General features: G+C 60.1%; 25 protein-coding genes. All 25 read left to right on the top strand.

Annotated features, from left to right (window positions below):
* The first annotated feature begins 444 nt into the window (after positions 1–444).
* Complete coding sequence (gene rfbF, locus D8U82_RS05645) at positions 445–1,218, top strand: glucose-1-phosphate cytidylyltransferase (RefSeq protein ID WP_041478997.1); 774 nt, start codon at positions 445–447, stop codon at positions 1,216–1,218.
* Positions 1,200–2,282 (top strand): CDP-glucose 4,6-dehydratase, encoded by a 1,083-nt coding sequence (gene rfbG, locus D8U82_RS05640; RefSeq protein WP_130901816.1) that lies wholly within the window; start codon positions 1,200–1,202, stop codon positions 2,280–2,282. The genes rfbF and rfbG overlap by 19 nt, the downstream gene beginning before the upstream one ends.
* Positions 2,279–2,839, top strand: a complete 561-nt coding sequence (gene rfbC / locus D8U82_RS05635) for a dTDP-4-dehydrorhamnose 3,5-epimerase (protein ID WP_016771103.1) — start codon at positions 2,279–2,281, stop codon at positions 2,837–2,839. Before rfbG ends, rfbC begins: the two co-directional genes overlap by 4 nt.
* Positions 2,836–4,062 carry a class I SAM-dependent methyltransferase gene (locus tag D8U82_RS05630; protein WP_130901815.1) on the top strand — a complete coding sequence of 409 codons (1,227 nt, stop codon included), beginning with the start codon at positions 2,836–2,838 and terminating at the stop codon, positions 4,060–4,062. Before rfbC ends, D8U82_RS05630 begins: the two co-directional genes overlap by 4 nt.
* Positions 4,059–4,910 carry an NAD(P)-dependent oxidoreductase gene (locus tag D8U82_RS05625; protein WP_130901814.1) on the top strand — a complete coding sequence of 284 codons (852 nt, stop codon included), beginning with the start codon at positions 4,059–4,061 and terminating at the stop codon, positions 4,908–4,910. Before D8U82_RS05630 ends, D8U82_RS05625 begins: the two co-directional genes overlap by 4 nt.
* Positions 4,907–5,977, top strand: a complete 1,071-nt coding sequence (locus D8U82_RS05620) for a class I SAM-dependent methyltransferase (protein WP_130901813.1) — start codon at positions 4,907–4,909, stop codon at positions 5,975–5,977. Before D8U82_RS05625 ends, D8U82_RS05620 begins: the two co-directional genes overlap by 4 nt.
* Before the next feature lie 17 nt (positions 5,978–5,994).
* Entirely contained in the window at positions 5,995–6,732 is a 738-nt protein-coding gene (locus D8U82_RS05615) for a cephalosporin hydroxylase family protein (RefSeq protein WP_038860482.1), read from the top strand.
* Between the two features lie 55 nt (positions 6,733–6,787).
* Positions 6,788–9,700 (top strand): TIGR00180 family glycosyltransferase, encoded by a 2,913-nt coding sequence (locus D8U82_RS05610; protein WP_130901812.1) that lies wholly within the window; start codon positions 6,788–6,790, stop codon positions 9,698–9,700.
* A 28-nt stretch (positions 9,701–9,728) separates the two neighbouring features.
* Entirely contained in the window at positions 9,729–10,730 is a 1,002-nt protein-coding gene (gene pseB, locus D8U82_RS05605; RefSeq protein WP_130901811.1) for a UDP-N-acetylglucosamine 4,6-dehydratase (inverting), read from the top strand.
* The gene (gene pseC / locus D8U82_RS05600; protein ID WP_130901810.1) at positions 10,727–11,890 is read left to right on the top strand and encodes a UDP-4-amino-4,6-dideoxy-N-acetyl-beta-L-altrosamine transaminase; all 1,164 of its coding nucleotides are present in this window, start codon (positions 10,727–10,729) and stop codon (positions 11,888–11,890) included. The genes pseB and pseC overlap by 4 nt, the downstream gene beginning before the upstream one ends.
* Positions 11,891–11,896: 6 nt before the next feature.
* On the top strand, positions 11,897–12,592 hold the full coding sequence (gene pseF, locus D8U82_RS05595; protein WP_130901809.1) for a pseudaminic acid cytidylyltransferase: 696 nt from the start codon (positions 11,897–11,899) through the stop codon (positions 12,590–12,592).
* Positions 12,589–14,094, top strand: coding sequence for a UDP-2,4-diacetamido-2,4,6-trideoxy-beta-L-altropyranose hydrolase (gene pseG, locus D8U82_RS05590; protein ID WP_130901808.1), 1,506 nt, complete (start codon positions 12,589–12,591; stop codon positions 14,092–14,094). The genes pseF and pseG overlap by 4 nt, the downstream gene beginning before the upstream one ends.
* A complete protein-coding gene (gene pseI, locus D8U82_RS05585; RefSeq protein ID WP_071171429.1) occupies positions 14,087–15,139 on the top strand; it encodes a pseudaminic acid synthase in 1,053 nt (350 codons plus the stop codon). The genes pseG and pseI overlap by 8 nt, the downstream gene beginning before the upstream one ends.
* A gap of 227 nt (positions 15,140–15,366) precedes the next feature.
* On the top strand, positions 15,367–16,293 hold the full coding sequence (locus D8U82_RS05580) for a ketoacyl-ACP synthase III (protein ID WP_016771093.1): 927 nt from the start codon (positions 15,367–15,369) through the stop codon (positions 16,291–16,293).
* A gap of 87 nt (positions 16,294–16,380) precedes the next feature.
* Positions 16,381–17,670: a 6-hydroxymethylpterin diphosphokinase MptE-like protein gene (locus D8U82_RS05575; RefSeq protein ID WP_130901807.1), complete on the top strand. Its 1,290-nt coding sequence runs from the start codon at positions 16,381–16,383 to the stop codon at positions 17,668–17,670.
* Positions 17,667–17,933 carry a hypothetical protein gene (locus tag D8U82_RS05570; protein ID WP_110602056.1) on the top strand — a complete coding sequence of 89 codons (267 nt, stop codon included), beginning with the start codon at positions 17,667–17,669 and terminating at the stop codon, positions 17,931–17,933. Before D8U82_RS05575 ends, D8U82_RS05570 begins: the two co-directional genes overlap by 4 nt.
* A 242-nt stretch (positions 17,934–18,175) precedes the next feature.
* Positions 18,176–19,036 carry a flagellin domain-containing protein gene (locus D8U82_RS05565; protein ID WP_016771090.1) on the top strand — a complete coding sequence of 287 codons (861 nt, stop codon included), beginning with the start codon at positions 18,176–18,178 and terminating at the stop codon, positions 19,034–19,036.
* A gap of 73 nt (positions 19,037–19,109) precedes the next feature.
* On the top strand, positions 19,110–19,466 hold the full coding sequence (locus tag D8U82_RS05560) for a flagellar protein FlaG (RefSeq protein ID WP_130901806.1): 357 nt from the start codon (positions 19,110–19,112) through the stop codon (positions 19,464–19,466).
* A gap of 82 nt (positions 19,467–19,548) precedes the next feature.
* Complete coding sequence (gene fliD / locus D8U82_RS05555; protein WP_024012100.1) at positions 19,549–21,003, top strand: flagellar filament capping protein FliD; 1,455 nt, start codon at positions 19,549–19,551, stop codon at positions 21,001–21,003.
* Between the two features lie 129 nt (positions 21,004–21,132).
* Positions 21,133–21,531 (top strand): flagellar export chaperone FliS, encoded by a 399-nt coding sequence (gene fliS / locus D8U82_RS05550; protein WP_024012101.1) that lies wholly within the window; start codon positions 21,133–21,135, stop codon positions 21,529–21,531.
* A gap of 11 nt (positions 21,532–21,542) precedes the next feature.
* Entirely contained in the window at positions 21,543–21,839 is a 297-nt protein-coding gene (locus D8U82_RS05545; protein WP_016771085.1) for a hypothetical protein, read from the top strand.
* Between the two features lie 172 nt (positions 21,840–22,011).
* The gene (locus tag D8U82_RS05540) at positions 22,012–23,487 is read left to right on the top strand and encodes a sigma-54 dependent transcriptional regulator (protein ID WP_016771084.1); all 1,476 of its coding nucleotides are present in this window, start codon (positions 22,012–22,014) and stop codon (positions 23,485–23,487) included.
* Positions 23,488–23,598: 111 nt separating this feature from the next.
* Positions 23,599–24,810 carry an ATP-binding protein gene (locus D8U82_RS05535; protein WP_130889176.1) on the top strand — a complete coding sequence of 404 codons (1,212 nt, stop codon included), beginning with the start codon at positions 23,599–23,601 and terminating at the stop codon, positions 24,808–24,810.
* Between the two features lie 5 nt (positions 24,811–24,815).
* Positions 24,816–26,198, top strand: coding sequence for a sigma-54 dependent transcriptional regulator (locus tag D8U82_RS05530; RefSeq protein ID WP_130901805.1), 1,383 nt, complete (start codon positions 24,816–24,818; stop codon positions 26,196–26,198).
* Between the two features lie 128 nt (positions 26,199–26,326).
* The gene (gene fliE / locus D8U82_RS05525; RefSeq protein ID WP_016771081.1) at positions 26,327–26,656 is read left to right on the top strand and encodes a flagellar hook-basal body complex protein FliE; all 330 of its coding nucleotides are present in this window, start codon (positions 26,327–26,329) and stop codon (positions 26,654–26,656) included.
* The last annotated feature ends 14 nt before the right edge of the window (positions 26,657–26,670 follow it).

Here is a 26,670-nt window from a genome sequence, read left to right as displayed (position 1 = left end):
TTGCTCTTGCTCTTGCTCTTGCTCTTGCTCTTGCTCTTGCTCTTGCTCTTGCTCTTGCTCTTGCTGTTCTGTGGGAGCGAGCCTGCTCGCGAAGGCGGTCTGACAGCCGACCCATTTCTTGCTGGATGCACGCGATCCAACTGTAGGAACTGGCGAAGGCTTGGGCCGTGATCGGACGATCTTTTGCTTTGGCTCTTGATCTCTTGCCCCTCCACGCCCTCAGCCCGTCCGTCATTCTGTTACCACTTCCACCGACGCCTCTATCAGCCATTTCCGAAAACCCGAGTCTGAGCTGGCGCGTTTCCTGCAAGTGCCCCGCAAATCGCCATAAAACGAGCGCTCGCGGTGTTTCCTCCTGCGCCCGTAGCGGCAGAAGGTTTAGCCAGAAGGCCTGCAACGCTCAAAAAGCAGTGCGCAGCCCGGTGACGTACGAGAGGGGAGACGATGAAGGCAGTAATTTTGGCGGGTGGCCTCGGCACGCGCATCAGTGAAGAGTCGCACCTCAAGCCCAAGCCGATGATCGAGATCGGCGGCAAGCCAATTCTCTGGCACATCATGAAGCAGTATTCCGCCCACGGGATCCACGACTTCGTCATTTGCCTGGGCTACAAGGGCTACGCGATCAAGGACTTCTTCGCCAACTACTTCCTGCATACATCCGACGTCACTTTCGACATGCGCAACAACCGCATGGACGTCCATCAGAATTACAGCGAGCCGTGGAGTGTGACCCTCATCGACACCGGCGAGGAAACCATGACCGGTGGCCGCCTGTTGCGTGCCGCGCGTTATCTCAAGGATGAAGAGGCGTTCTGCTTCACCTATGGCGATGGCGTTTCCGACATCAATATTGCTGAGCTGGTCGACTATCACAAGGCTCACGGCCGCCTGGCGACCGTCACTGCGGTGCAGCCGCCAGGTCGGTACGGCGCGCTTGAACGCCAAGGTGACCAGGTGCTGGGTTTCACTGAAAAACCCCGTGGTGACGGTGGCTGGATCAATGGCGGTTTCTTCGTGCTGTCGCCAAAAGTGCTGCCCTACATCAGCGATGACAGCACCACTTGGGAAGCCGAGCCGTTGGCCCGTCTGGCTCAGGACGAACAACTGAAGGCCTTCGAGCATGAAGGCTTCTGGCATCCGATGGACACCCTGCGTGACAAGAACCATCTCGAAGCGCTGTGGCAGAGCGGGGAGGCCCCATGGAAGCAATGGGCCTGAGTGCGGATTTCTGGCGTGGCAAACGCGTTCTCGTCACCGGACACACTGGATTCAAAGGCAGTTGGCTGACCCTGTGGCTGCAAAGCCTTGGTGCGCAGGTCAGCGGTTTTTCTCTGGATCCGTCGACCGAGCCGAGCCTGTTCGAACTGGCGCGCGTGCGCGAAGGCATCAATGATCAACGCGGCGATCTGCGTGACCTCGGTGCCTTGCTGGAAATCATCGCCGAGACCGAGCCGGAAATCGTCCTGCATCTGGCGGCCCAGCCTCTGGTGCGCGAGGGCTATCGCGATCCGCTTGGCACCTATTCCAGCAACGTCATGGGTACGCTGAATCTGCTCGAAGCGATTCGTCAGGTCGGCGGCGTGCGGGCCTGCGTGCTGGTGACCACTGACAAGGTCTACGCCAACAAGGAATGGCTGTGGCCATACCGCGAAGACGAAGCCCTTGGTGGACACGATCCTTACAGCAGCAGCAAGGCCTGCTGCGAATTGCTCGCGCAGTCGTACGCGGCGTCGTTCTTCCCGGCGGACAAACATGCCGAACACGGTCTGGCCTTGGCTACCGCACGCGCTGGCAATGTACTGGGCGGTGGTGATTTTGCGCCGGAGCGACTGATTCCCGACGTATTGAAAGCATGGACCGCCGACGAGCCAGTGACCCTGCGTTACCCGCAAGCCGTGCGTCCGTGGCAGCACGCGCTGGAACCGCTGGCCGGATATCTGCAACTGGCTGCTGCTCTCTACGAGTACGGCCCGGAATACGCCGGTGCGTGGAACTTCGGTCCCGGTGAGGCTGACATGTGCAGCGTCGGTGAAGTGGTTGAACTGCTCGCCAACCGTTGGCCGCAGGCCCGTGGTTTGCGCATCGAGCCGAGTGAATTGCACGAAGCCGGTCTGCTGCGTCTGGACAGCAGTCGTGCGCGGCAGGTGCTCGGCTGGCAGCCGCGCTGGTCGTTGCAGGCGTGCCTGGCGCAGACCCTCGATTGGCACTTGGCGTGGCAGAACGGCGATGATATGCGCGCCGTAACTCTGGGCCAATTGAATCTGTACCGAGGCGCGCTGTGAGCGAGTTTTCCCTGCAAGCGTTGCCATTGGCCGGCCTGTTCAGCGTTCAGCATAAACGTTTCGAAGACCAGCGCGGGCACTTCGCCCGGTTGTTCTGCGAGGGCAGCCTGAGTGCGTTCGGCAATGAATTTCATATCCGCCAGATCAACCATTCCTGCACCCGCGAGAAGGGCAGTGTGCGTGGCCTGCATTATCAGAATGCCAACGCCCCGGAAGCCAAACTGATCACGTGCCTGCGCGGTGAGGTCTGGGATGTGGCGGTGGATCTGCGCCCGGACTCGGAGACGTTTTTGCACTGGCACGCCGAGCACTTGAAGGCGGGCGATGGCCGCAGCCTGTTGATTCCGGGCGGTTTCGCTCATGGCTTTCAGACGCTCACCGACGACGCCGAATTGCTCTATCTGCACAGCGCCGATTACGCACCGGAGCACGAGGGCGGCTTGTCGGTGAACGATCCTCGGCTGGCGATTGCCTGGCCGTTGCCTGTCAATAATTTGTCAGCGCGCGATTCCAGCCATCCCGCGCTTGATCAACACTTTGCTGGAGTGCGTCTATGAATTGCCGTGGGTGCGCTGCACCGCTGAGTCTGCCGTTGATCGACCTCGGCACTTCGCCGCCGTCCAACGCCTACGTGCATGCCGATCGCCTGGAGCAGGCCGAGCAATGGGTCCCGCTGAAAGTCGCCGTGTGCGAGCAATGCTGGCTGGTGCAGACCGAGGATTACACCAGTGCCGACAGCCTGTTTGATGCCGAGTACGCCTACTTCAGTTCGTTCTCCAGTACTTGGCTGAATCACGCCGAGCGCTATGTCGCCGAGATGAGCGAGCGCTTCGGGCTGAGTGCCGACAGCCGTGTGGTCGAGGTCGCCGCCAATGACGGGTACCTGCTGCAATACGTCGCCGCGCGCGGCATCCCGTGCCTGGGCGTCGAGCCGACCCGCAGCACCGCACAGGCTGCACGGGAAAAAGGCCTGGAGATTCGTGAGCTGTTCTTCGGCCGCGACACCGCCACGCAATTGCGCAGCGAAGGCTGGAGCGCCGACCTGATGGCGGCCAACAACGTGCTCGCGCATGTGCCGGACATCAATGATTTCCTCGCCGGCTTCGCGACGTTGCTCAAGCCGACCGGCGTCGCCACCTTCGAGTTTCCGCAACTGCTGACGCTGATGGCCGGCGCGCAGTTCGACACGCTGTATCACGAACATTATTCCTACCTGTCGCTGACCGCCGTGCAGACCCTGTGCGAGCGCAACGGCCTGGAAGTGTTCGACGTCAGCCAGTTGAGCACTCACGGCGGCTCGCTGCGCGTATTCGTTCAGCGCAAGGACGGCCAGCGCCGCACTGTTCTCCCGGCAGTTCAGCAACAACTGCAGGCCGAACTCGATGCCGGGGTGAAAACCGCCGAGTACTACGCGACCCTCGCGCCTGCTGCCGAACGCATCAAACATGACCTGCTGCGCTTCCTGTTGCAGGCCAAGGCCGACGGTAAACGTGTGGTCGGATACGGCGCGGCAGCCAAGGGCAATACCTTGCTCAATTACGCCGGGGTCAAGCCGGACTTGCTCGCTTGGGTCGCGGATGCCAACCCGCACAAACAGGGCAAGTTCTTGCCGGGCAGTCGCATCCCGATTGTTGCGCCAGCGCAGATCGACATTGAGAAACCGGACTACGTGCTGGTGCTGCCGTGGAACCTGCTGCACGAAGTCAGTCAGCAACTGGCGCAGGTGCGTCAGTGGGACGGGCGCTTCGTCATCGCCGTGCCTGAGTTGAAAGTGCTGTGAAAGTTCTGGTCACTGGCGCCACAGGCTTTGTCGGTCGGCATCTGGTTGCTGCATTGCTTGCGCGCGGCTGCGAAGTCCGTGCGGTGGCGCGCAACGCAGAACCGGCGCAGGGCATGCCATGGATCAACCACGTCGAATTCGTCGCGGCAGACATTCACGCTGCCGAACTGAATGTCGTCGCGCTGACCGAAGGCATCGACGCGCTGGCGCATCTGGCCTGGCCGGGGTTGCCGAACTATCGGGCGCTGTTTCATTTCGAGCACAACCTGATGGCCGATTACCGCTTTATCAAAAGCGCGGTAGAGGCGGGCGTGTCGCAGGTGCTGGTGGCCGGCACTTGCTTCGAATACGGCATGCAGAGCGGTCCGCTCAGCGAGTCAACCGAGCCACGGCCGAGCAATCCCTACGGTCTGGCCAAACATACGCTGCACCTGTTTCTGCAGAGTTTGCAGCAGGAGCAACCGTTCACCCTGCAATGGGCGCGCTTGTTCTATTTGCACGGCGAAGGGCAGAACCCCAACAGCCTGTTGGCTGCGCTGGACCGGGCAATCGATGCTGGCGAGGCGTCGTTCAACATGTCGGCCGGTGAGCAGTTGCGCGATTTCCTCGCGATTGAAACCGCCGCAAGTCATCTCGCCGCGATCCTCCATCAGCGCGATTTCGACGGCGTGATCAACTGCGCCAGCGGCCATCCGGTGTCGGTGCGTGCGCTGGTCGAACAGCGCTTGCATGAGCGTGGCGCAACACTGGCTCTGAACCTCGGCCATTACCCGTATCCGACCCACGAACCGCTGGCGTTCTGGGCCGTCACCGAGCGCTTGCAACAGTTATTGGGAGAGTCGCCATGAGGCACGAGTTGTACCGGGCCACCGGCCTGCCGGTATTGCAGAACCGCACTTTCGCCGATGCCGAATCGGCGCGGGCCTCGGCCAGCGCCGACATGCTGCTGGTTCAGGACGAGCGCAGCGGTCTGGTTTTCAACGCCGCGTTCGATGCCGACAAGCTCAGTTATGACGCCGACTATCAGAACGAGCAGGCGCACTCCGGTCAGTTCCAGAAGCATTTAAGTGACGTCGAAGGCATCATCGCCAAGCACTTCAAGGGCCAGGAACTGATCGAAGTCGGCTGCGGCAAGGGCTACTTTCTCGAGTTGCTCAAAGGCCTCGGCTATTCGATCACCGGTATCGACCCGGCTTATGAAGGCGACAATCCCGAGGTGATCAAGGCGCCGTTCACGCGCGGCCTCGGCCTGGCGGCAGACGCCATTGTGCTGCGTCATGTGCTGGAGCACATCGAAGACCCGGTGAGCTTTCTGGCCGTGATCGCCGAAGCCAATCAGGGCGGGCAGATCTACATCGAAGTGCCATGCCTGGACTGGATCCTTGAGCACAAGGCCTGGTTCGACCTGTTCTACGAACACGTCAATTATTTCCGTCTCGATGACCTGCGCCGGATGTTCGGCACGGTGCACGAGGCCGGGCATCTGTTCGGCGGCCAATATCTGTACATCGTCGCTGATCTGTCGACGTTGCGCCTGATACCCGAACAACCGGTGCCGCGCCTGACTCTGCCTGAAGATTTCAGCGCCAGTCTCGACCGCGCTGTGCAGATCATCCGCTCGGCGCCTGCGCAGGGTTCGGCGATCTGGGGTGCCTCGTCCAAAGGCGTGATCTATTCGCTGTACCTGCAACGCGCCGGCGTTGCGGTCGATCGCGTAGTCGATATCAACCCGGCCAAGCAGGGGCGTTATCTGCCGCTGAGCGGCGCGCGCGTGTCCTCGCCGCAAGAGGCTATGGATGCGCTGCCGGAAGGCGCGCACCTGTTTGTGATGAATTCCAATTACCTCGAAGAGATCAAGCGGATGACCGGTGGACGCTACGTCTATCACGCCGTCGACAGCGCTTCGTTTCAGTGACCCTTGAGATGACCAACATGACCGACAACAGCATCAACCAAGCCTTCGAAGCCGAGTGCCGCGAGCAGATCGCCCAGCAAGGTGACGACCCCAAACTGACCGGCCTGGCCCGCGATTTCTTCAACGAATCGGCCAAGCACAAATACAGCTACCACTTCTCGTGGATGGGCCGCCCGATCATCCAGCTGCCGCAAGACATGATGGCCATGCAGGAGATCATCTGGCAGGTCAAGCCGGACCTGGTTATCGAGTGCGGCATTGCCCACGGCGGTTCGATCATCTACTACGCCTCGCTGCTCGAGCTGCAAGGTCACGGCGAAGTGCTGGGTATCGACCTCGATATTCGCCCGCACAACCGTGAAGCCATCGAAAGCCATCCGATGGCCAAGCGCATCAAAATGATCGAAGGTTCGAGCATTGACCCGGCCATTGCCGCTCAGGTGCAGGCCGCCGCCAAAGGCAAGAAAGTCATTCTGGTCCTCGACTCCAACCACACCCACGATCACGTGCTCGAAGAGCTGCGCCTCTACGCGCCGCTGGTGTCGGTCGACAGCTATTGCGTGGTCATGGACACCGTGGTTGAAGACATGCCGGCCGATTTCTTCCCGGATCGTCCATGGGGCCCGGGCGACAACCCGAAAACCGCCGTGTGGAAGTACCTGGAAGAGAACCAGGACTTCGAAATCGACCAGCAATTGCAGAACAAACTGCTGATCACCGTGGCGCCGGACGGCTACCTGCGTCGCGTTCGTTAATTCGCAACATTTACCCAGAGTTGTTTCGGCGAGTCGCCGGTTGTGGAGAGAAGTTATGCAAGGCAAGTACAGTTCTGAACTGACGCTACCGCTTGATGAGCTGTTGACGGTGGTGCTGATTACCCACAACCGACCGGCGTTCCTGCGTCGGGCTGTGAAGTATTACAGCGACTTGCCCTGCAAGATCATGGTGCTCGACTCCTCGCCGGAACGTCCGGAAGGCGATTTTTCCGCCGTCGATTACCATCATGTGCCGCAATTCGCGTACTGGGGGATGCAGGCCAAACTGGCCTATGGTGTCGAGCAACTGACCACGCCGTACATGGTGCTGGCGGCCGATGACGACTTCATCCTGCATGATTCATTGGCCGAATCCGTGGGTTTCCTGCAGGACAATCCGGATTACGGCATGTGCCACGGCTATTGCCTGATGTACCTGACGCTGGCCGGTGGCGTCAGCTACTACCGCCGCGACAAAAAAGTCCAGGAAGACTACTGCTCCGAACAGGCTCAGGAGCGGGTCATCGATTACATGAGCCAGTACATCCCGCCGTTCTATGCGGTGACCCGTACTGATCTGATGAAGACCTGGCACTCGGCATTGCCACCCGGCACCAGCTTCCAGTGGCAGGAAATCGGCCATGTCTATTTCCTGCTGGCCAGTGCCAAAGCACGGATTCTGCCGATCCCTTATGTGGTTCGGGAGATCAACTACGGTGCCTCCGAGCACAGCACGGAGGTGTATCACTCGCTGACCTACGTCGATGCCAAATCGGTCGCCGAGCGTGAAGCCTTTGCCGAGTTCCTTGCCGCGCTGCCAACCCAGATCAAAGGGCTGGACGCCGAGCAGGGCAAAGCGCTTGCCCTGCAAAGCTTCGAGGCAATGGTCGACAGCCTGCAATCGAATCGAGCGCTGACCGCGGAACTGATCATCCAGTCCACCTGGAATCAGGAGCTCAAGTACCCGGATCGCCGTTTCGGGCCTTTGCAGTACGTGGAGATGCCGTTTTACAACGAGGCGTTTTTCGACCGCCTGGCGCAGTTCGAATTCATGCTGCACGCCATGCCGGCGGGGCGCATCCAACTTGAAGGCCTGGAGGGCGTCTGGACCCGTCAGGCGCACTTGCTGCAAGCACGCAACAACGACACCCCGGAAAGCGTTCTCGATCGTTTGTGGCAGGCTCACGATCTCAATGCGTTCAATCGCACCGTGATCAAGCGGCTGGCGGCTCAGCTGACTTCGATGGGCCAAGCCGAAGAGGCGCAAGCGATGCAGGCCTGGATCGAGCGCCTCGAAGCGTTGACCGTCGATGACCATCATGCGGTCATGGACAAGATGCAGTCCGGTCGCCTGCTCAACTGGCTGGCCGCACGTGCGCCCGGCGCTCACCTCGAGGCAATCGGCCAACATCTGGCGGTGAATGGCGGTGGGCCGCAGTTCGGCATTTTTCTGCTGGATCTGGACGACGACATCGACAAGCTTCAGGTGTCTCTCGACAGCTTGCTGGAAGGGCAGTGCAAGGCCTTCCGCATTGTCGTGTTCACCACCGGCGAAGCGCCCGCCGCGACCACGGCACAGAACACCCTGCATTTTGTCCGAGTGACCGCGGGTAATCTGATCGACAAGCTCAATCAAAGCGCTCGTCAATCACCGTGTGACTGGCTGCTGTTGGCTGAAGCCGGTGATGAGTTCACTGCCAGCGGATTGTTGCGCGCCAGCCTGGAGTTGATGAACGCCGGCGATTGCCGCGCGGTATCCACCGACGAAATCCAGCGTCAGGAAAACGGTGCCCTGACCGACGTGTTCCGGCCGGGCTTCAACCTTGATCTACTGCTGAGCCTGCCAACGCTGATGGCGCGGCACTGGCTGGTACGGCGCGATGCGCTGGTTGAAATCGGCGGCTATCGCGCTGATTTCAATCAGGCACTGGAGCTCGATGTGCTGCTGCGTCTTATCGAAGAACATGGGCTCAACAGCCTGGCTCACCTCGACGAGCCGCTATTGGTCAGCCAGGCACCAGAGCTGGTCGAGAATGCTGACGAGCGCCTGGCGCTGCTGCGCCATCTGGGCAATCGCGGCTACAAGGCCAAAGTGACGTCAGCGGTTCCAGGGGTTTACCAGATCGACTATCACCACAGTGATCGGCCTCTGGTATCGATCGTTATTCCGGCGGGCAGCGATCTGGCGGTGCTGCAACGTTGCCTCGAAGGTGTGCTGCTGCGTACCCGTTACCATCACTATGAAGTGCTGATCGCCACCGCTGCGGATCAGACGGCTGAGATCAATGACTGGCTCGGCACTTACAAGCACTCCAGAGTGCAGGTGCTGCGCACTGACCGGACATTGAGCGAAGCAGGATTGTTCAACGCGGGCAGTCGTCAGGCGCGGGGCGAGTACCTGGTGCTGCTCGCCGCCGATGCGGAAGTGGTCAATCCGAACTGGCTCGACTCTTTGCTCAACCATGCTCTGCGTCCAGAGGTTGGCGTGGTCGGGCCGAAACTGATCGACCGTGATCGCAAGATCAGCCAGGCGGGATTGATCCTGGGCCTGAACGGCGGGGTCGATTCGCCCTTCGTTGGTGAAGAGCACGATGCCGACGGTTACCTGCATCGCTTGGCGGTGGAACAAAACTACTCGGCGGTATCAAGCGTGTGCCTGATGGTCCGCAAAGAGCTGTACGAGGCGCTCGGCGGTCTGGACGAAAGCACATTTGCCGAAGGCTTCAGCGATGTCGATCTGTGCCTGAGCGCCGGGCAGGCCGGTTATCTGACGGTATGGACTCCGGCGGTGCAAGTCATCCATCAGGGCGGTATGCCTGACGCCCCGCAAGCGCTGCTGGCCCTGCGCGAAAAATGGCCGGCGGCATTCGTTCAGGATCAGGCCTACAACGCGAACCTGAGCCTGAAGGGCAAAGGCTTCGTGCTCGATGACAATGCTTCACTGGACTGGGCACAGTTGCTCGCTTAAGCCTGGCGACAGGGACGGAATTGACAAAATGTTCAACGGTAAATCGATCTTCATCTCCGGCGGCACCGGCTCGTTCGGACGCAATTTCATCCGTCGCTTGCTGGAGCAATACCAGCCCAAGCGCGTAGTGGTGTTCTCCCGCGACGAGCTGAAACAGTACGAGATGCAGCAGACGTTCAACGCGCCGTGCATGCGTTATTTCATCGGTGACGTGCGTGACGCCGAGCGCTTGCGTCAGGCCATGCGCGGCATCGATTACGTCGTGCATGCCGCCGCGTTGAAGCAGGTGCCGGCGGCGGAGTACAACCCGACCGAATGCATTCGCACCAACGTCAACGGCGCGGAAAACATCATCGCTGCGGCGATCGATAACGGCGTAAAGAAAGTCGTCGCGCTGTCCACCGACAAGGCGGCCAGCCCGATCAATCTGTACGGCGCGACCAAGTTGCTTTCGGACAAATTGTTCGTCGCAGCCAACAATATTGCCGGCGAGCAGCAGACCCGTTTCGCCGTGGTGCGCTACGGCAACGTCGCCGGTTCGCGCGGCTCTGTAGTGCCGTTTTTCAGCAAGCTGATTGCTGACGGCGCGCAAGAATTGCCGATCACCGACGAGCGCATGACGCGGTTCTGGATCACTCTCGACCACGGCGTGCAGTTCGTCCTCGATAGCTTCGCTCGCATGCACGGCGGCGAAGTGTTCGTGCCGAAGATCCCGTCGATCCGCATCGTCGATCTGGCGCGCGGCATGGCCGAGCATCTGCCACACAAGAACGTCGGCATTCGTCCCGGCGAGAAGCTGCATGAGCTGATGGTGCCGCTGGACGATGCGCGCATGACCCTTGAGTTTGAAGACCATTACACGATTCAGCCGTCGATTCGTTTTACTAGCGTCGACGTCGATTTCGCGGTCGATAAACTCGGTGAACGTGGCCGTGTCGTGGGCGAGGATTTCGAGTATCGCTCGGACACCAACCCGCATTTCCTTTCGGTAGGGCAGATCGCCGATCTGCACGCGAAGCTGTCGGTATGATTCCTTACGGTCGGCAGAGCCTCGATCAGGCGGACATCGATGCGGTGGTCGAGGTGCTGCAATCGGACTGGCTGACCCAGGGGCCGACCATCGAACGCTTCGAACAGGCCATGGCCGCGCGTTGCCAGGCCGATTTTTCCGTGGCGGTGTGCAATGCCACGGCGGCGCTGCACATTGCTTGTCTGGCCGCTGACCTGGGGCCGGGCGATCGCTTGTGGACCTCGCCGAATACGTTTCTGGCTTCGGCCAATTGCGGGCGTTATTGCGGCGCTGATGTTGATTTCGTCGACATCGATCCGCTGACCTGGAACCTCGATGCCTTTGCCCTTGAAGCGAAGCTCGAACAGGCCGAGCGCGACGGCACGTTGCCCAAAGTCCTCGTCGCCGTCGCGTTCTCCGGGCAGAGCTGCGATATGCGCAAGATCGCCGATCTGGCGGTGCGCTACAACTTCACAGTGATCGAAGACGCCTCGCACGCGGTGGGCGCGAGCTACGCCGGGCGCCCGGTCGGTTGCGGCGAATTTGCGGCAATGACGGTGTTCAGTTTTCACCCGGTGAAAATCATCACCAGCGCCGAAGGCGGCATGGTCCTGACCAATCGCCCGGTGCTGGCCGAACGTCTGCGACGCCTGCGCAGCCACGGCATGACCCGCGATCCCGAGCACATGACCGAGCCGAGCCACGGGGCGTGGTATTACCAGCAGATCGAGCTGGGTTTCAATTACCGGATCACCGATCTGCAAGCGGCGCTGGGCCTGTCGCAACTGGGCAAACTGGATGAGTTTGTCGCGCGTCGCCGCGAATTGGCCGCGCGTTACGATCAACTCCTCGCCTACCTGCCGCTGACCTTGCCGAGCGCGCAACCGGAGGCCGAATCGGCGTGGCACCTTTACGTGGTGCGCGTGCAGGTCGAGCGCTGCAACCTCAGTCATCGCCAGGTGTTCGAAGGTTTGCGCGCAGCCGGTATCGGCGTGAATCTGCACTACATTCCCGTGCATCTGCAGCCGTACTATCGCGAGCTGGGTTTTGCCGAGGGCGATTTCCCCGAGGCCGAGCGCTATTACGCCGAGGCGATCAGCTTGCCGCTGTTCCCTTTGCTCAGCGAGGCACAACAGGATCAGGTGGTCGAGCAACTGCGTCGGCTGCTGCTTGAGGAGTAAGGCACCGTGAGCTGCGTCGCGATCATCCCCGCCCGTGGTGGCAGCAAGCGCATCCCGCGCAAGAATCTCAAACCGTTCGACGGCGTGCCGATGATCGTTCGCTCGATTCGCACGGCGCTGGAGTCAGGGCTGTTCGGCGCCGTGGTGGTCAGCACTGACGATGAGGAAATTGCCGACGTCGCGCGGGCAAATGGCGCCGAGGTGCCGTTCATGCGACCGGCCGATCTGGCCGATGATTTCACCGGCACCGCTGCGGTGATCGTGCATGCCTTGCAGCGATTGCCGGTGTTCGATTACGCCTGCTGCGTGTATGCGACAGCGCCGTTGTTACAGGCGCGTTATCTGCGTCAGGGTCTGGATTTGCTCAAGCAGCATCCGCACAAGTCGTTTGCCTTTTCGGTGTGCGGCTTCGGCTTCCCGGTGCAGCGCGCACTGACCCTCGACGAGGAGGGCGCGCTGACGTCTTTGTACCCCGAATTTCGCACGACCCGTTCGCAGGATCTGCCCGAAGCATTTCAGGATGCCGGGCAGTTTTACTGGGGCCGCAGCGAAGCGTGGTTGCGCGGCGAGACGCTGTTCTCGCCAGCGAGTCTGCCGGTGATCCTGCCGCGTCATCTGGTCCAGGACATCGACACCCCCGAGGACTGGAAACGCGCCGAATACCTGTACGCCGCGCTCAAGGCCGGCGGAGAACTGCAATGAGAGTGCTGATCCGCGCCGACGCCTCGCCAACCATTGGCAGCGGCCACATTGCCCGCTGCCTGACCTTGGCGCGGGTGCTGCGCGGGCAGGGCAGTCATGTCGCATTCGCCTGTCGGCGTTTGCCCGGGCATCGACTCGAAGCCTTGAATGCCGAAGGCTTCGAGACCTTCGCGCTGCCCGAGCGCTATCGCGATGAAGACCCGCTGCAGGCTATCGAATCGATGTTGCCGTGGCAGTTCGATATTGATGCACTGGGCGTGCTGCTGGACGGGCAGGCACCGTTCGACTGGATCATCGCCGACCATTACGGCCTCGATCATCACTGGCAAACCGCTGCCCGGCGCTGGGCGCACCGAATCGCCGCCGTGGATGATCTGGCCACGCGGCGCTATAGCGTCGATCTGCTGCTCAATCAGAACCTCTCTGGCTTGAGTGAAAACTACGCGCCGCTGCTGCCCCCAGGCTGTCGCACCTTGCTCGGCCCGCGCTACGCCATGTTGCGCGAAGAATTCAACTGCGATGCCATCGAGATCAAACCGAAGGCGCGCCGGGTGCTGGTGAATTTCGGCGGTTTCGACGCGGCGAGGCAGACTCACCACGCGATGCTGGCGCTGGCTGATTTCACTGAGTTGCAGGTGGATTTCGTCGCTGGCGCCGACAACCCGGCGTGGACGCAGATGCAGGCGTTGGCCGAGACGCGACCGAACTGGCGCCTGCACAGTTTCGTCAGCGATTTCCATCAGCGCATGACTGAAGCGGATCTGTTTATCGGCGCCGGCGGCGGCACCAGTTGGGAGCGCGCGGCGCTGGGTTTGCCGACCATCTGCATCGCCGTGGCGAACAATCAGCAGGCCAACGGCGAAGTCATGGCCGCTGCCGGTGCGCATGTGTTCATGGGGGCTCGCGAGCAGGTCAGCGTCGAGCAGTTGCGTGATGCGGTCGGCTTCGTCGTGAACAATCATTTTCTACGCCGCAGCCTCGCCGAGCGCTCGCGGCAACTGGTCGACGGGCGCGGTGCCGCACGCGTCGCGGCGGCGCTGGCCGGCGCGGTGCTGAAACTGCGCCCGGCGACGCTGGACGATGCGCAGTTGCTGTTCGATGGGCGCAATGCTGAAGCGGTACGGCGCTGGTCGCTGGAAACCGGTGTGATCGATTGGACTCAGCATCTGAACTGGCTGACAGCGACCCTGCGCAATCCGCAACGGTTGCTGTTGATCGCCGAGGCGGACGACGGCCCGGTCGGGGTGCTGCGTTACGACTTGCGCGGGTTCGAAGCCGAAGTGTCGATCTATCTGCTGGAAGGGCGTTTCGGCCTCGGTTGGGGCAGGGCAGTGCTCAGCCGTGGCGAAGCGTTTGTCGCTGCGCACTGGCCACAATTGACACGCATCACTGCGCGGGTCATGCCGGCCAATCAGTCTTCATTGAAAGTCTTCCGCGACGCCGGGTTCATCCAGGAAACCTGTGCGTTCAGCCGTGTTTTGAAGGATCACCCGCATGTCTAGTTTCAAGATTGGCCAGCACACCATCGGTGCCGATGCGCCGCCGTTCATCATTGCCGAAATGAGCGGCAACCATAACCAGTCTCTCGACGTCGCTCTGCAAATCGTCGAGGCGGCGGCCAAGGCCGGGGCGCATGCCTTGAAGCTGCAAACCTACACCGCCGAAACCATGACCCTGGATTTGGCTGAAGGCGAATTCTTCATCAAGGATCCGGGCAGTCTGTGGGCCGGCACGTCGCTCTACGATCTCTACGAAAAAGCCCACACACCGTGGGAGTGGCACGCGCCGATTTTTGCTCGGGCCAAGGAGTTGGGGATGCTCGCGTTCTCGACGCCGTTCGATGACAGCGCGGTGGATTTTCTCGAAAGCCTTGAAGTGCCGGCGTACAAGATCGCCAGTTTCGAAAACACCGATCTGCCGCTGATCCGCCGTGTGGCGGCTACGGGCAAACCGCTGATCATCTCCACCGGCATGGCGAGTATTGCTGAGCTGGATGAAACCGTGCGTGCCGCACGCGAGGCCGGGTGCAAGGATCTGGTGTTGCTCAAGTGCACCAGCACCTATCCGGCCACGCCTCTCAACAGCAACGTGCGCACGATCCCGCATCTGCGCGAGCTGTTTGGTTGCGAGGTGGGGCTGTCAGATCATTCGATGGGCGTTGGCGTGTCGGTGGCAGCGGTGGCATTGGGGGCGACGGTGGTGGAGAAGCATTTCACCCTCGACCGTTCCGCCGGTGGCGTGGACGCGAGTTTCTCCCTGGAGCCTGCGGAGCTGGCCAGTCTGGTCGTCGAAACCGAGCGTGCCTGGCAGGCGATGGGGCGTGTTCAGTACGGTCCGACCGAGGCCGAGCGCAAGTCGCTGGTCTATCGCCGCTCGCTGTATGTCACCGCTGACATGGCCGCCGGTGAAGCCTTTACTGGCGACAATCTGCGCGCCATTCGTCCCGGTCTCGGTCTGCCGCCCAAGCACACCGAAGCCGTCCTCGGACGCCGTGCGCGCACCGCGATCAAGCGCGGTACGCCGCTGGATTGGTCGCTGGTCGAATAGGCCAATCTGCCATCGATTCGGCAAAATAGCGTGACCTGCGAGTCATAACGCGCATCTTCACTGTATTGTATTGACCGGGGAGATGGCGCCTGGCCCGTTTTGCGGTTCCAGTGATAGCCCTTTGCGCTTCCCGTGGCTGCCCGTCGTGGCGGCCGTTTTCTGTTTGTCGGCGCCCCTCGAATCCTTGCGAGCGGTGGTTTTGGGCTGTTTTTTATTGGGAAGCCGTAATGATTGGCATAAAAAGCATTGCGAGCTACGTTCCTGTAGCCGGCGTGGACAATTACGCACAAGGTGCAAAATTCGAAAAGGATGAAGAGTTCATCCTTGGCAAGATCGGTTCGGCGTTCCTGCCGCGCAAAGACGCTGAGCAGGAAACTTCCGACCTGTGCGTGGAAGCGGCCAATGCGCTGTTCGCCAGCAATCCTGAACTGAAGCGTGAATCGATCGACGCGTTGATTGTCGTCACTCAGAACGGTGATGAAGAAGGCCTGCCGCACACCGCAGCAATCGTCCAGGACAAACTCGGCCTGCCGACCAATGTCGCAGCGTTCGATATCTCTTTGGGCTGCTCCGGTTACGTCTACGGCATCTACGCGATCAAGGGCTTCATGGAAGCCGCCGGCCTGAAGAACGGCCTGCTGATCACTGCTGACCCGTACTCGAAAATCGTTGACCCTGAAGACCGCAACACCACCATGCTGTTCGGCGATGCCGCCACCGCCACCTGGATGGGCGAAAACCCGACCTGGGCGCTGGGCAAGGCCAAGTTCGGCACCGACGGTTCCGGCGCACCGCATTTGAAAGTCAGCAACGGCGTGTTCTTCATGAATGGTCGTCAGGTCTTCAACTTCGCTCTGCTGAAAGTCCCGGCGCACTTGCACGAGCTGCTCGACGATTCCAATCTCAAGGCCGATGACATCGACGCATTCTGCATTCACCAGGGCAGCGCGGCGATCGTCGACGCCGTGGCGCGACGCTTCGAAGGCGAACCGGAGAAGTTCATCAAGGACATGGTCGAGACCGGCAACACCGTGTCGTCGAGCATTCCGCTGCTGTTGGAAAAACACGTCCTCGACTCTGACTGGCAGCGCGTTGCGCTGAGCGGTTTTGGTGTCGGTCTGTCGTGGGGCTCGGCGATCATCTATCGTCCGTAAGCCCGAGCAAAAAGCACTGATACAAAAATAGCGTTCAAGGTTAACCTTGCACGCTATTTTTTTGCCCGAGAAGGAGCGCGAGGCGCCATGAGCGAGTTTTTCCAAGCCAATGCCGAAGTATTGCAACGGCGCTGGCCGGCGCTGTTCGAGCGACTGATGGCTGAAGACAGCGCGTCCGTACAGGCCGAACTCGTGCAAGGACTGGGCTCGACGCTGAGCGTCGATGGCATTCAGCTCACCAGTCGCCATGATCGTCTGCATGAGGCGCAGATCCAGGCGGCGAGCCTGCCGGAAAAACCGCAACTTCACGTTTATGGCACTGGCCTGGGCGATTTGCCCGGTGTGCTGCTTGAGCGCGCAGGGCTGGAGCGTCTGTACGTGCACATTCTCAACGGCGCGCTGTTCGCACTGGTACTGCAACTGCTCGATCAGCGCCAGTGGCTGCAGGATCCCCGGGTTGAACTGTTTTACGCGAGTGATCACCCGGACTTTTTTACCCCGTTCTTTGCCCTGCCGGCGGAGATGTTATTGGCCGATGACTTCAACGCGAAGATCCGCGACCGGCTGATCAATGAAGTGCACCTGACATTCAATAACCGCGATTTCGATCCGCAGTCGCCAGAAATCCAGCAACGCGTGCAGGAATGTCTGCCGGTGTTGCTTGGCGATGACGATGTCGCGCAGCTGTTCGGCAGTTGCGCTGGACGTGAAATCTACGTAATCGCCACCGGACCGACGCTGGAGCAGCATTTCGAACGTCTGGCGGCGATTCGTCAGCGTGCCGAGCGGCCGTTGTTCATCTGTGTTGATACCGCTTATCGGCCGCTACGTGAGCACGGCATCGTGCCTGATCTGGTGGTGAGCATCGATCAGCGCATCGGCTTTCGGCATCTGCCCTTCGAGACGTCTGACGGCATTACCCTGGTGTACCTGCCGATGAGCGACCCGCAGGTATTGAAGGCATGGAAGGGCAAGCGCTATGGCGGCTATTCGGCCAGCCCGATCTATGCCGAGCTGAAAGAACAGTATCCACGCGGCGAGCTGCACGTCGGCGGCAGCGTGATTCATCCGGCGGTGGATCTCGCGGTAAAAATGGGCGCGAGGCGTATCACGCTATTTGGCGCTGACTTCGCTTTCCCGATGAACAAGACTCACGCCGGTTGGAATGACGGCGATCTCGGACCACCGGTGAATCAGGCGCGGCACTGGGTGCGCGATGGCCACGGTCAGCGCGTCAGCACTCAGCTGAATTTTCGCGGTTATCTGTGTGTGCTTGAGCGTTATATCGCTGCGCATCCGCAGGTCGAATTTCTCAACAGCAGCCGCGCCGGTGCATTGATTGCCGGGACCGCTTTCAATCCGGAGTTCGTGCAATGAGGGCGCTGAGTCAGTGTCAGGATCAGTGTCGTCAGTGTGCGGCGTTGTTTCGCCTTGGGCGTGACGTTGAGGCGGCGTTGACGATGGTCGATGTATTCGAACAGGCTCAACTATGCCTGGCGTCTGCCTCGGAGAAGGTGCAGCAGGACTGGGCACAGGTGCTCACGCAAATGCTCGACTGTCAGGAGCGCCAGGACTGGTTGGGCCTGGCTGACTATATGGAATACGAACTGGTCGAATTGCTGGAAAGTGCCAGGCGCTGAACCGCTGCGCAGCGCTGGCCCGCGGCTTTGCGTTACAGGCGGTTTTATGACGTCATTTTTTCGCGCTGGATGTGCTGCTAAGTCTTTGTTTTCTCGGGGGTGGCGTGGTGATGGCAAAATTTTTTCAAAAAGCCCTCAAGCAACCTGCAAACCCGACGATAACTATTACGAAGGTTCTCTAGGCCATACCCGGCGGTTGCCAGGGCCGGAAGCCGCAGTACCCAACCAACGAGGAATTCGTCATGGCTTTAACAGTAAACACCAACACCACATCGTTGAACGTTCAGAAAAACCTGAACCGCGCTTCCGACGCTCTGTCCACTTCGATGCAGCGCCTGTCTTCCGGCCTGAAAATCAACAGCGCCAAAGACGACGCCGCTGGCCTGCAGATCTCCAACCGTATGTCCTCGCAGATCCGCGGTAACACCCAGGCCATCCAGAACGCCAACGACGGTATCTCCGTTGCCCAGACCGCTGAAGGCGCTCTGCAAGCTTCGACCGACATCCTGCAGCGTATGCGTGAACTGGCTGTTAAAGCTCGTAACGGTACCAACGGCACTGCTGACCAGACCGCTACCAACGCTGAATTCGCTCAGATGTCTGACGAAATCACCCGTATCTCGGCTGCTACCAACCTGAACGGCAAAAACCTGCTGGACGGTTCGGCTGGTACTGTGACCCTGCAAGTTGGCGCAAACACCGGTTCGGCTAACCACATCGACCTGGTACTGAGCTCCAAGTTCGACGCCGTCAGCCTGTCGGTAGGTAGCGGTACTGTAGTTCTGACCGGTACTTCGGGTACTGGTGCTGGTTCTGCTTCGCAGAACATCGACAACGCGATCACTGCAATCGACGCCGCTATCGCTGCAATCGGTGCAACCCGTGCCAGCCTGGGTGCTTCGCAAAACCGTCTGACCAGCACCATCTCCAACCTGCAGAACATCACTGAAAACACCACCGCTGCTCAGGGTCGTGTACAGGACACCGACTTCGCCGCAGAAACTGCTAACCTGACCAAGCAGCAGACTCTGCAGCAAGCTTCGACCTCCGTACTGGCTCAAGCCAACCAACTGCCTTCCGCTGTACTGAAGCTGCTTCAGTAATTTCGGAATGAGTTTAAGCGGGGGAGTGCGCTTGTCGTGCTCTCTCGCTTTTTTACGTTAAGAGGTGATGGGCATGGACATGAGCGTAAAGCTTAACTTGTCTTATCCGGCTCCCAAGCCAGTGCCACCGGTTGCTGACAAACCGTCAGAGCTGCCTAAAGTCCAAAAGACTGAAGCACCGGTCGCTGCCAAGGATCAGGATGCGGACGGCGCCAAGTTGAAACTGGCGGTGCAAGAGATAGAAAAGTTCGTCCAGTCGATCAAGCGTAATCTGGAGTTCTCGATCGACGAGCATTCCGGCAAGGTCATCGTCAAGGTGATCGCGAGCGAGACGGGTGAAGTCGTTCGACAGATTCCTTCCGCCGAAGCCCTTAAGCTCGCAGACAGCCTGGCCAATGCAAGCCACGTGTTGTTCGACGCCAAAGTCTGATAGCTGGCATGAATAGTGTTTGCCCATTCTCAGGACGCGTGTAACGGTCAAAAGAATGGCAACAATCTGAAGGGAGATGCACATGGCAAGTCCAATTCTACCGGGTTCCGGACTGGGTTCCGGCCTGGACATCGGCGCGATCGTGACCGCGCTGGTCAACGCCGACAAGTCTGCCAAGCAGACGCAGATCGATACTGCTACCAAGACCAATAGCCTGAAGATCTCCGGTGTCGGTTCGTTGAAGAGTGCGCTGACCGCATTCCAGACGGCGATGACCAACCTGAGCAGCAAGACCAACCCTGCGTTTGCCGGCTTTGCGGCGACGTCGGGCAATACCGATATTCTCAGTGCCACCTCCGATAGCACCGCGGTTGCGGGCAAATACAATGTGGTGGTGAACAAGCTGGCCACGGGCTCGAAAATCGCCAGTGCTTCCTTTGCCGGCGGCGCCGCCAGTGCCATTCCGAGTGGTACCCTGAAAATCAGTCAGAATGGCACTGATTACAACGTCGACATCCCCGCCAATGCCACCTTGCAGACCACCCGTGACGCCATCAACAAGGCTCAGGGCGCCAACGGCATTTCCGCCAACATCGTCACCGACAGCTCCGGTTCCTCGCGCCTCGTTATCAGCTCAAGCAAGACCGGCGCAGGTTCCGATCTGACCGTTAGCGGTATTGCCGGTCTGGAAATCGATGGTACCCAGCTGATGGGTACCAGCCCGGCCGCCGGTGCTTCGGGCGCGGTCAACGGCGTTGCGCAAAATGCCGAGCTGACCATCGACGGTCTGACGGTAACCAGCAAGAGCAACACGGTAAGCGGCGCGATCAGTGGCCTGACCTTGAATCTGACCACGGCAACGCCGCTCAATGGCACGCCGACCGTCATCAGCGTCGATGCCAATACCAAGGGGCTGCAGACTTCGATTCAGACGTTTGTCGACGCTTACAATGCGCTGAAGAATACCGTTGACACGCTGTCCAAGGCGACGCCGGACGCAGACGGCAAACTGACTGTGCAGGCAGCCTTCACCGGTGACTCGCTGCCACGTTCGTTGATTGCCGATATCCGTGAGCAGTTGACGGCAGTGGGCGCTGGCGGACCGCTGGCGGTGTTGTCGCAGTTGGGTGTGATGACCGACCGCAACACCGGTAACCTGACGTTTGATACCGCTGCGTTCAACAAAACCATGGATCAGCCGGGCATGACTGGCCAGGTTCAGCAACTGTTCACCGGGACCGACGATACCAACGGTCTGTTGGCGCGCATGAAGGCGGCGGTTGATCCGTACCTCAAAGCTCCAGCGGGTAGCAAGGTTACCAGCGGTTTGCTCGATCAGCGTCTGACCATTCTGAACAACAACACACGCAATCTAACCAACCAGCAGCTGGCGCTGGATTTGCGTGTCGCCAACCTGACCAAGACGTTGACCGCCAAGTACAACGCCATGGACTTGCTGGTAGGGCAGATGAAGGCAACGGCGAGCAACATCACGTCGTTCTTCAGCTCGCTGAACGCTCAGCAGTCCGCGAAGTAACAGTCAGTAACGACAAAAACCCGGCTACGCTTTATCGGCGTGCGCCGGGTTTTTGTCTTTTGATCTAAAGTTTTCGGACCGGTTGGCGATACACTGGTTATACGAGTCAACGTGGCAATGAGGTAGAACATGAACCCGATGTTAGCCCTTCGGCAGTACCAGAAAGTCGGCGCCCATGCGCAGACGTCCGAAGCGAGCCCGCACCGCCTGGTGCAAATGTTGATGGAAGGTGGCCTTGCCCGTATTGCTCAGGCCAAGGGCGCCATTGAGCGCAAGGACATCCCCGCCAAATGCACGGCGATCAGCAAGGCCATCGGCATTGTCAGTGGCCTGCGTGAAGGCCTCGATCTTGAAAACAACGCCGAGGCGCTGGCCGATCTGGATGGCCTGTACATCTACATGATGAAGCGCCTCGCCGAGGCCAACATCAGCAGTGATCCGCGTGTCCTCGATGAAGTGGCCGGTCTGCTGACAACGGTAAAAGAAGGCTGGGACGCCATCGCGCCTGTGCCGGCTCCGCAGTTCTGAAGGAGATCACCATGAGTCTTGTATTGCAGCGAATAGCCGATACCCGTGAAGCGTTGGTCGGAGCATTGGCCGAGCGAAACTGGGAAGCCATTGGTGAGTTGGATCTGGCTTGCCGTTCCTGCATGGAAGACGTCATGGCGGAAGCTTCGCTGGACGAAGTAGCACTGCGCGACAACCTTGAGGAGCTGCTATTCGTCTACAAAGAGCTTCTCGAGGTAGCAATGGGCGAGCGGCAGGCGATAGCCAACGAGATGTCGCAGATCACCCAAGCGCAAAAGGCTGCAAAGGTTTACCATCTGTTTGGTTGATTAACCGTCAGTTGAAACAGAGATGTGCGCCATAAATTTGACTGTGCACGGTTTTTTGACTTAACTAGTGGCTATTATCAGGTTTAGGGCGTCTACAGGCACATGGTGTCCTGCAAGCGTCTCGCTTGCCTTATTTTTCGGGCATTGAGTTGACTAGGGAAGTTGCTATTGCATGTGGCGTGAAACCAAAATTCTGCTGATCGATGACGATAGCGTCCGCCGCCGCGACCTGGCGGTGATTCTGAATTTTCTTGGCGAAGAAAATTTACCCTGCGGCAGCCATGACTGGCAGCAGGCTGTCGGCTCTTTGTCGTCTAGTCGTGAGGTCATTTGCGTACTGATCGGGACGGTTAATGCTCCTGGCGCGCTTTTGGGCTTGCTAAAGACACTCGCAACCTGGGATGAGTTCCTTCCGGTTTTGTTAATGGGCGATAATTCTTCCGTTGACCTGCCTGAAGACCAGCGTCGCCGCGTGCTGTCGACCCTGGAAATGCCGCCCAGCTACAGCAAATTGCTCGATTCGCTGCACCGCGCCCAGGTCTATCGCGAAATGTACGACCAGGCCCGCGAACGCGGCCGTCATCGCGAACCCAATCTTTTCCGCAGTCTTGTCGGCACCAGCCGTGCGATTCAGCACGTGCGGCAGATGATGCAGCAAGTGGCCGATACCGACGCCAGCGTGCTGATCCTCGGCGAGTCCGGCACCGGCAAGGAAGTGGTCGCGCGCAACCTGCATTACCACTCCAAGCGCCGCGACGCGCCGTTCGTGCCGGTCAACTGCGGGGCGATCCCTGCAGAGCTGCTCGAAAGCGAACTGTTCGGCCACGAGAAGGGCGCTTTCACTGGCGCGATCACCAGCCGTGCCGGGCGCTTTGAGCTGGCCAACGGCGGTACGCTGTTCCTCGACGAAATCGGCGACATGCCGCTGCCGATGCAGGTCAAGCTGCTGCGCGTATTGCAAGAGCGCACCTTCGAACGCGTGGGCAGCAACAAGACCCAGAGCGTCGACGTGCGCATCATTGCCGCAACGCACAAGAATCTCGAAAGCATGATCGAGATCGGCTCGTTCCGCGAAGACCTCTACTATCGCCTGAACGTGTTCCCGATCGAGATGGCGCCACTGCGTGAGCGCGTCGAAGACATCCCGCTGCTGATGAACGAACTGATCTCGCGCATGGAGCACGAGAAGCGCGGTTCGATCCGTTTCAACTCGGCGGCGATCATGTCGCTGTGCCGTCACGGCTGGCCGGGCAACGTCCGCGAGCTGGCCAACCTGGTCGAGCGCATGGCGATCATGCACCCGTACGGGGTGATCGGCGTGGTCGAGTTGCCGAAGAAATTCCGCTACGTCGACGACGAAGACGAGCAGATGGTCGACAGCCTGCGCAGCGATCTGGAAGAGCGCGTGGCGATCAACGGCCATACGCCGGATTTCAGCGCCAGTGCACTGCTGCCGCCGGAAGGCCTCGATCTCAAGGACTACCTCGGTGGTCTGGAGCAAGGCCTGATTCAGCAAGCGCTGGACGATGCCAATGGCATCGTGGCACGGGCCGCTGAACGTCTGCGCATCCGTCGCACCACCCTGGTCGAGAAGATGCGCAAGTACGGCATGAGCCGGGCTGGAGGAGATGAACAGGCGGATGATTGACGCCTGTTTTTCAAGCGCTTCATTTTATAAGCGGTTTTTTTTAGGCACGGGTATTGCTATAGCCCTCGCAACGTTCCGTTTCACTGACGGTCAGCCAAGCGAGAGAGCCCAATGCCCCAAGCCGCCCAGATCTCTTCTGCCTCCAATATCGTGGGGCAACCCTCGTCCGTAGAGCAGGCAAGTCGTCAGGGGCTTGAGCAGGCCTTCCAGCTGTTCAGCCAGATGTCGAGCCAGCTGACCGACTCCTACAGCCTGCTCGAAGCGCGGGTCACCGAACTCAAGGGTGAGCTGGCCGTGGTCAGCGCCCAACGCATGCAGGAACTGGCGGAAAAAGAACGCCTGGCCAATCGCCTGCAAAACCTTCTCGACCTGCTGCCCGGCGGCGTCATCGTCATCGACGGCCACGGTCTGGTACGCGAAGCCAATCCGGCCGCCATCGATCTGCTCGGCTCGCCACTCGAAGGCGAACTCTGGCGCCATGTGATCGCACGCTGCTTCGCTCCCCGTGAAGACGACGGTCACGAAATCTCCTTGAAAAACGGTCGACGTCTGTCGATTTCCACCCGCTCGCTGGATGCCGAGCCGGGGCAGTTGGTGCTGCTCAACGACTTGACCGAAACCCGGCATCTTCAGGATCAACTGGCACGGCATGAGCGTTTGTCGTCGCTGGGGCGCATGGTTGCGTCTCTGGCCCACCAGATTCGCACGCCGCTGTCCGCCGCTTTGCTTTACGCCAGCCATTTGACCGAACAGCAATTGCCGGTGGAAACCCAGCAACGCTTTGCCGGGCGCCTGAAAGAGCGTCTGCACGAACTGGAACATCAAGTGCGCGACATGCTGGTGTTCGCTCGCGGTGAATTACCGCTGACCGACCGCATTTCGCCCAATGCCTTGATGCAATCGCTGCAGGCAGCGGCGCTGACCCATGTGCAGGATCTGCCGATCCGCTGGCAGTGCGACAGCCATGCCGGTGAGCTGCTGTGCAACCGCGACACACTGGTCGGCGCGCTGCTGAATCTGATTGAAAACGCCATTCAGGCCAGCGCCGGCGAAGCGCGGCTGAAAGTGCATTGCTACACCAGAGGCAACACCCTGCGCTTGTGTGTCAGTGACAGCGGCAGCGGCATTGAGCCGACAGTTTTGGCGCGCCTCGGCGAGCCTTTTTTTACTACCAAAGTCACCGGCACAGGCCTCGGCCTGACCGTGGTCAAAGCGGTGGCCCGTGCGCATCAGGGAGAATTGACCCTGCGCTCGCGAGTCGGGCGCGGCACCTGCGCGCAGGTCAGCCTGCCACTTTTTTCCGCTGCACAGGGAGTTGAATAAACGTCATGGGCATCAAGGTGTTGCTGGTCGAGGATGACCGTTCGTTGCGCGAAGCGCTGGCCGATACGCTGCTCCTCGCCGGCCACGACTATCACGCCGTCGGCAGCGCCGAAGAAGCGCTGACGGCGGTCGCGCAGCAAGCCTTCAGCCTGGTGGTCAGTGACGTCAACATGCCGGGCATGGACGGTCACCAATTGCTCGCGTTGCTGCGCGCGCGCCAGCCGCAATTGCCGGTGCTGCTGATGACCGCCCACGGCGCTGTCGAGCGTGCGGTCGATGCGATGCGCCAAGGGGCGGCGGATTATCTGGTCAAGCCGTTCGAGCCCAAAGCGCTGCTCGATCTGGTGGCGCGCCATGCCTTGGGCAGCATTGACGCGGGCGAAGCGGACGGTCCGGTCGCCGTTGAACCGGCCAGTGCGCAGTTGCTTGAGCTGGCGGCACGGGTCGCGCGCAGTGACTCGACTGTGTTGATCTCCGGCGAGTCCGGCACCGGTAAAGAGGTGCTGGCACGCTATATCCACCAGCAATCGCGGCGGGCCAGCCAGCCGTTTATCGCAATCAACTGCGCGGCGATCCCCGACAACATGCTCGAAGCGACATTGTTCGGTCATGAGAAAGGTTCGTTCACCGGCGCCATCGCTTCGCAGGCCGGCAAGTTCGAGCAGGCGGACGGCGGCACCATTCTGCTCGACGAAATTTCCGAAATGCCCCTGGGCCTGCAAGCCAAGTTGCTGCGCGTTCTGCAAGAGCGTGAAGTGGAGCGAGTGGGCGCGCGCAAGCCGATCAGTCTGGATATTCGCGTGGTCGCCACGACCAACCGTGATCTGGCCGGCGAAGTGGCGGCGGGGCGTTTTCGCGAAGACCTGTTTTACCGCTTGTCGGTTTTCCCTCTGGCCTGGCGTCCACTTCGCGAACGCACTGCCGATATCCTGCCGCTGGCGGAAAAGTTGTTGGCCAAACACGTCAATAAAATGAAGCACGCAGCAGCGAAGCTGTCCCCCCAAGCGCAGGACTGCCTGACCGCGTATCCGTGGCCAGGCAATGTACGTGAACTGGACAACGCCATTCAGCGCGCGCTGATCCTGCAGCAGGGCGGTTTGATTCAGCCGCAGGATTTTTGCCTGAGCGGTGCGGTGACATTTGCGCCGTTGCCGGTTCCGGCACCGGTGATCCGCGAGGTGGAAATCGAGGCAGACTCCTCCGGCGCCCTGGGCGATGACCTGCGCCGCCGGGAGTTTCAGATGATCATCGACACCCTGCGCGCCGAGCGTGGCCGCCGCAAGGAAGCTGCCGAAAAGCTCGGCATCAGCCCGCGCACTTTGCGCTACAAGCTCGCGCAAATGCGCGACGCCGGGATGGACGTCGAAGGCTATCTGTTCGCCACCTGATCGATGCTGCAAAACATTCCAGATGCTTTTCTCAGAAGGGTGCCCACTAGCTGGCACCCTTGTTGCTAATACCTGTGTACCCGCCGAGTGAGTGTCAAAAAATTGCGGGCCGCCCAAGAGAGTAGACCATGAGCCAAGGTATTGAATTTAATCGGTTGATGATGGACATGCAGGCCATGAAAGTGGATGCCATGTCTGCGCGTAAATCGACTGCCGCTGTCCCTGAAATCGCGGGCAGCAGCTTTTCCGACATGCTCGGTCAGGCGATCAATAAAGTCAGCGATACCCAGCAGGCGTCGACTCAACTGGCCAACGCGTTCGAGATCGGCAAGAGCGGTGTCGACCTGACTGACGTCATGATTGCGTCGCAAAAAGCCAGCGTGTCGTTCCAGGCTCTGACCCAGGTGCGCAACAAGCTGGTCCAGGCTTACCAAGACATCATGCAGATGCCGGTTTAAGGGCGAAATAAGTC

It is taken from the genome of Pseudomonas sp. Sample_23 (assembly GCF_004307595.1).
Taxonomy (GTDB): domain Bacteria; phylum Pseudomonadota; class Gammaproteobacteria; order Pseudomonadales; family Pseudomonadaceae; genus Aquipseudomonas; species Aquipseudomonas atacamensis.
Note: the sequence above shows the minus strand (reverse complement) of the source record. Positions and strands in the feature narration are given on the sequence as shown.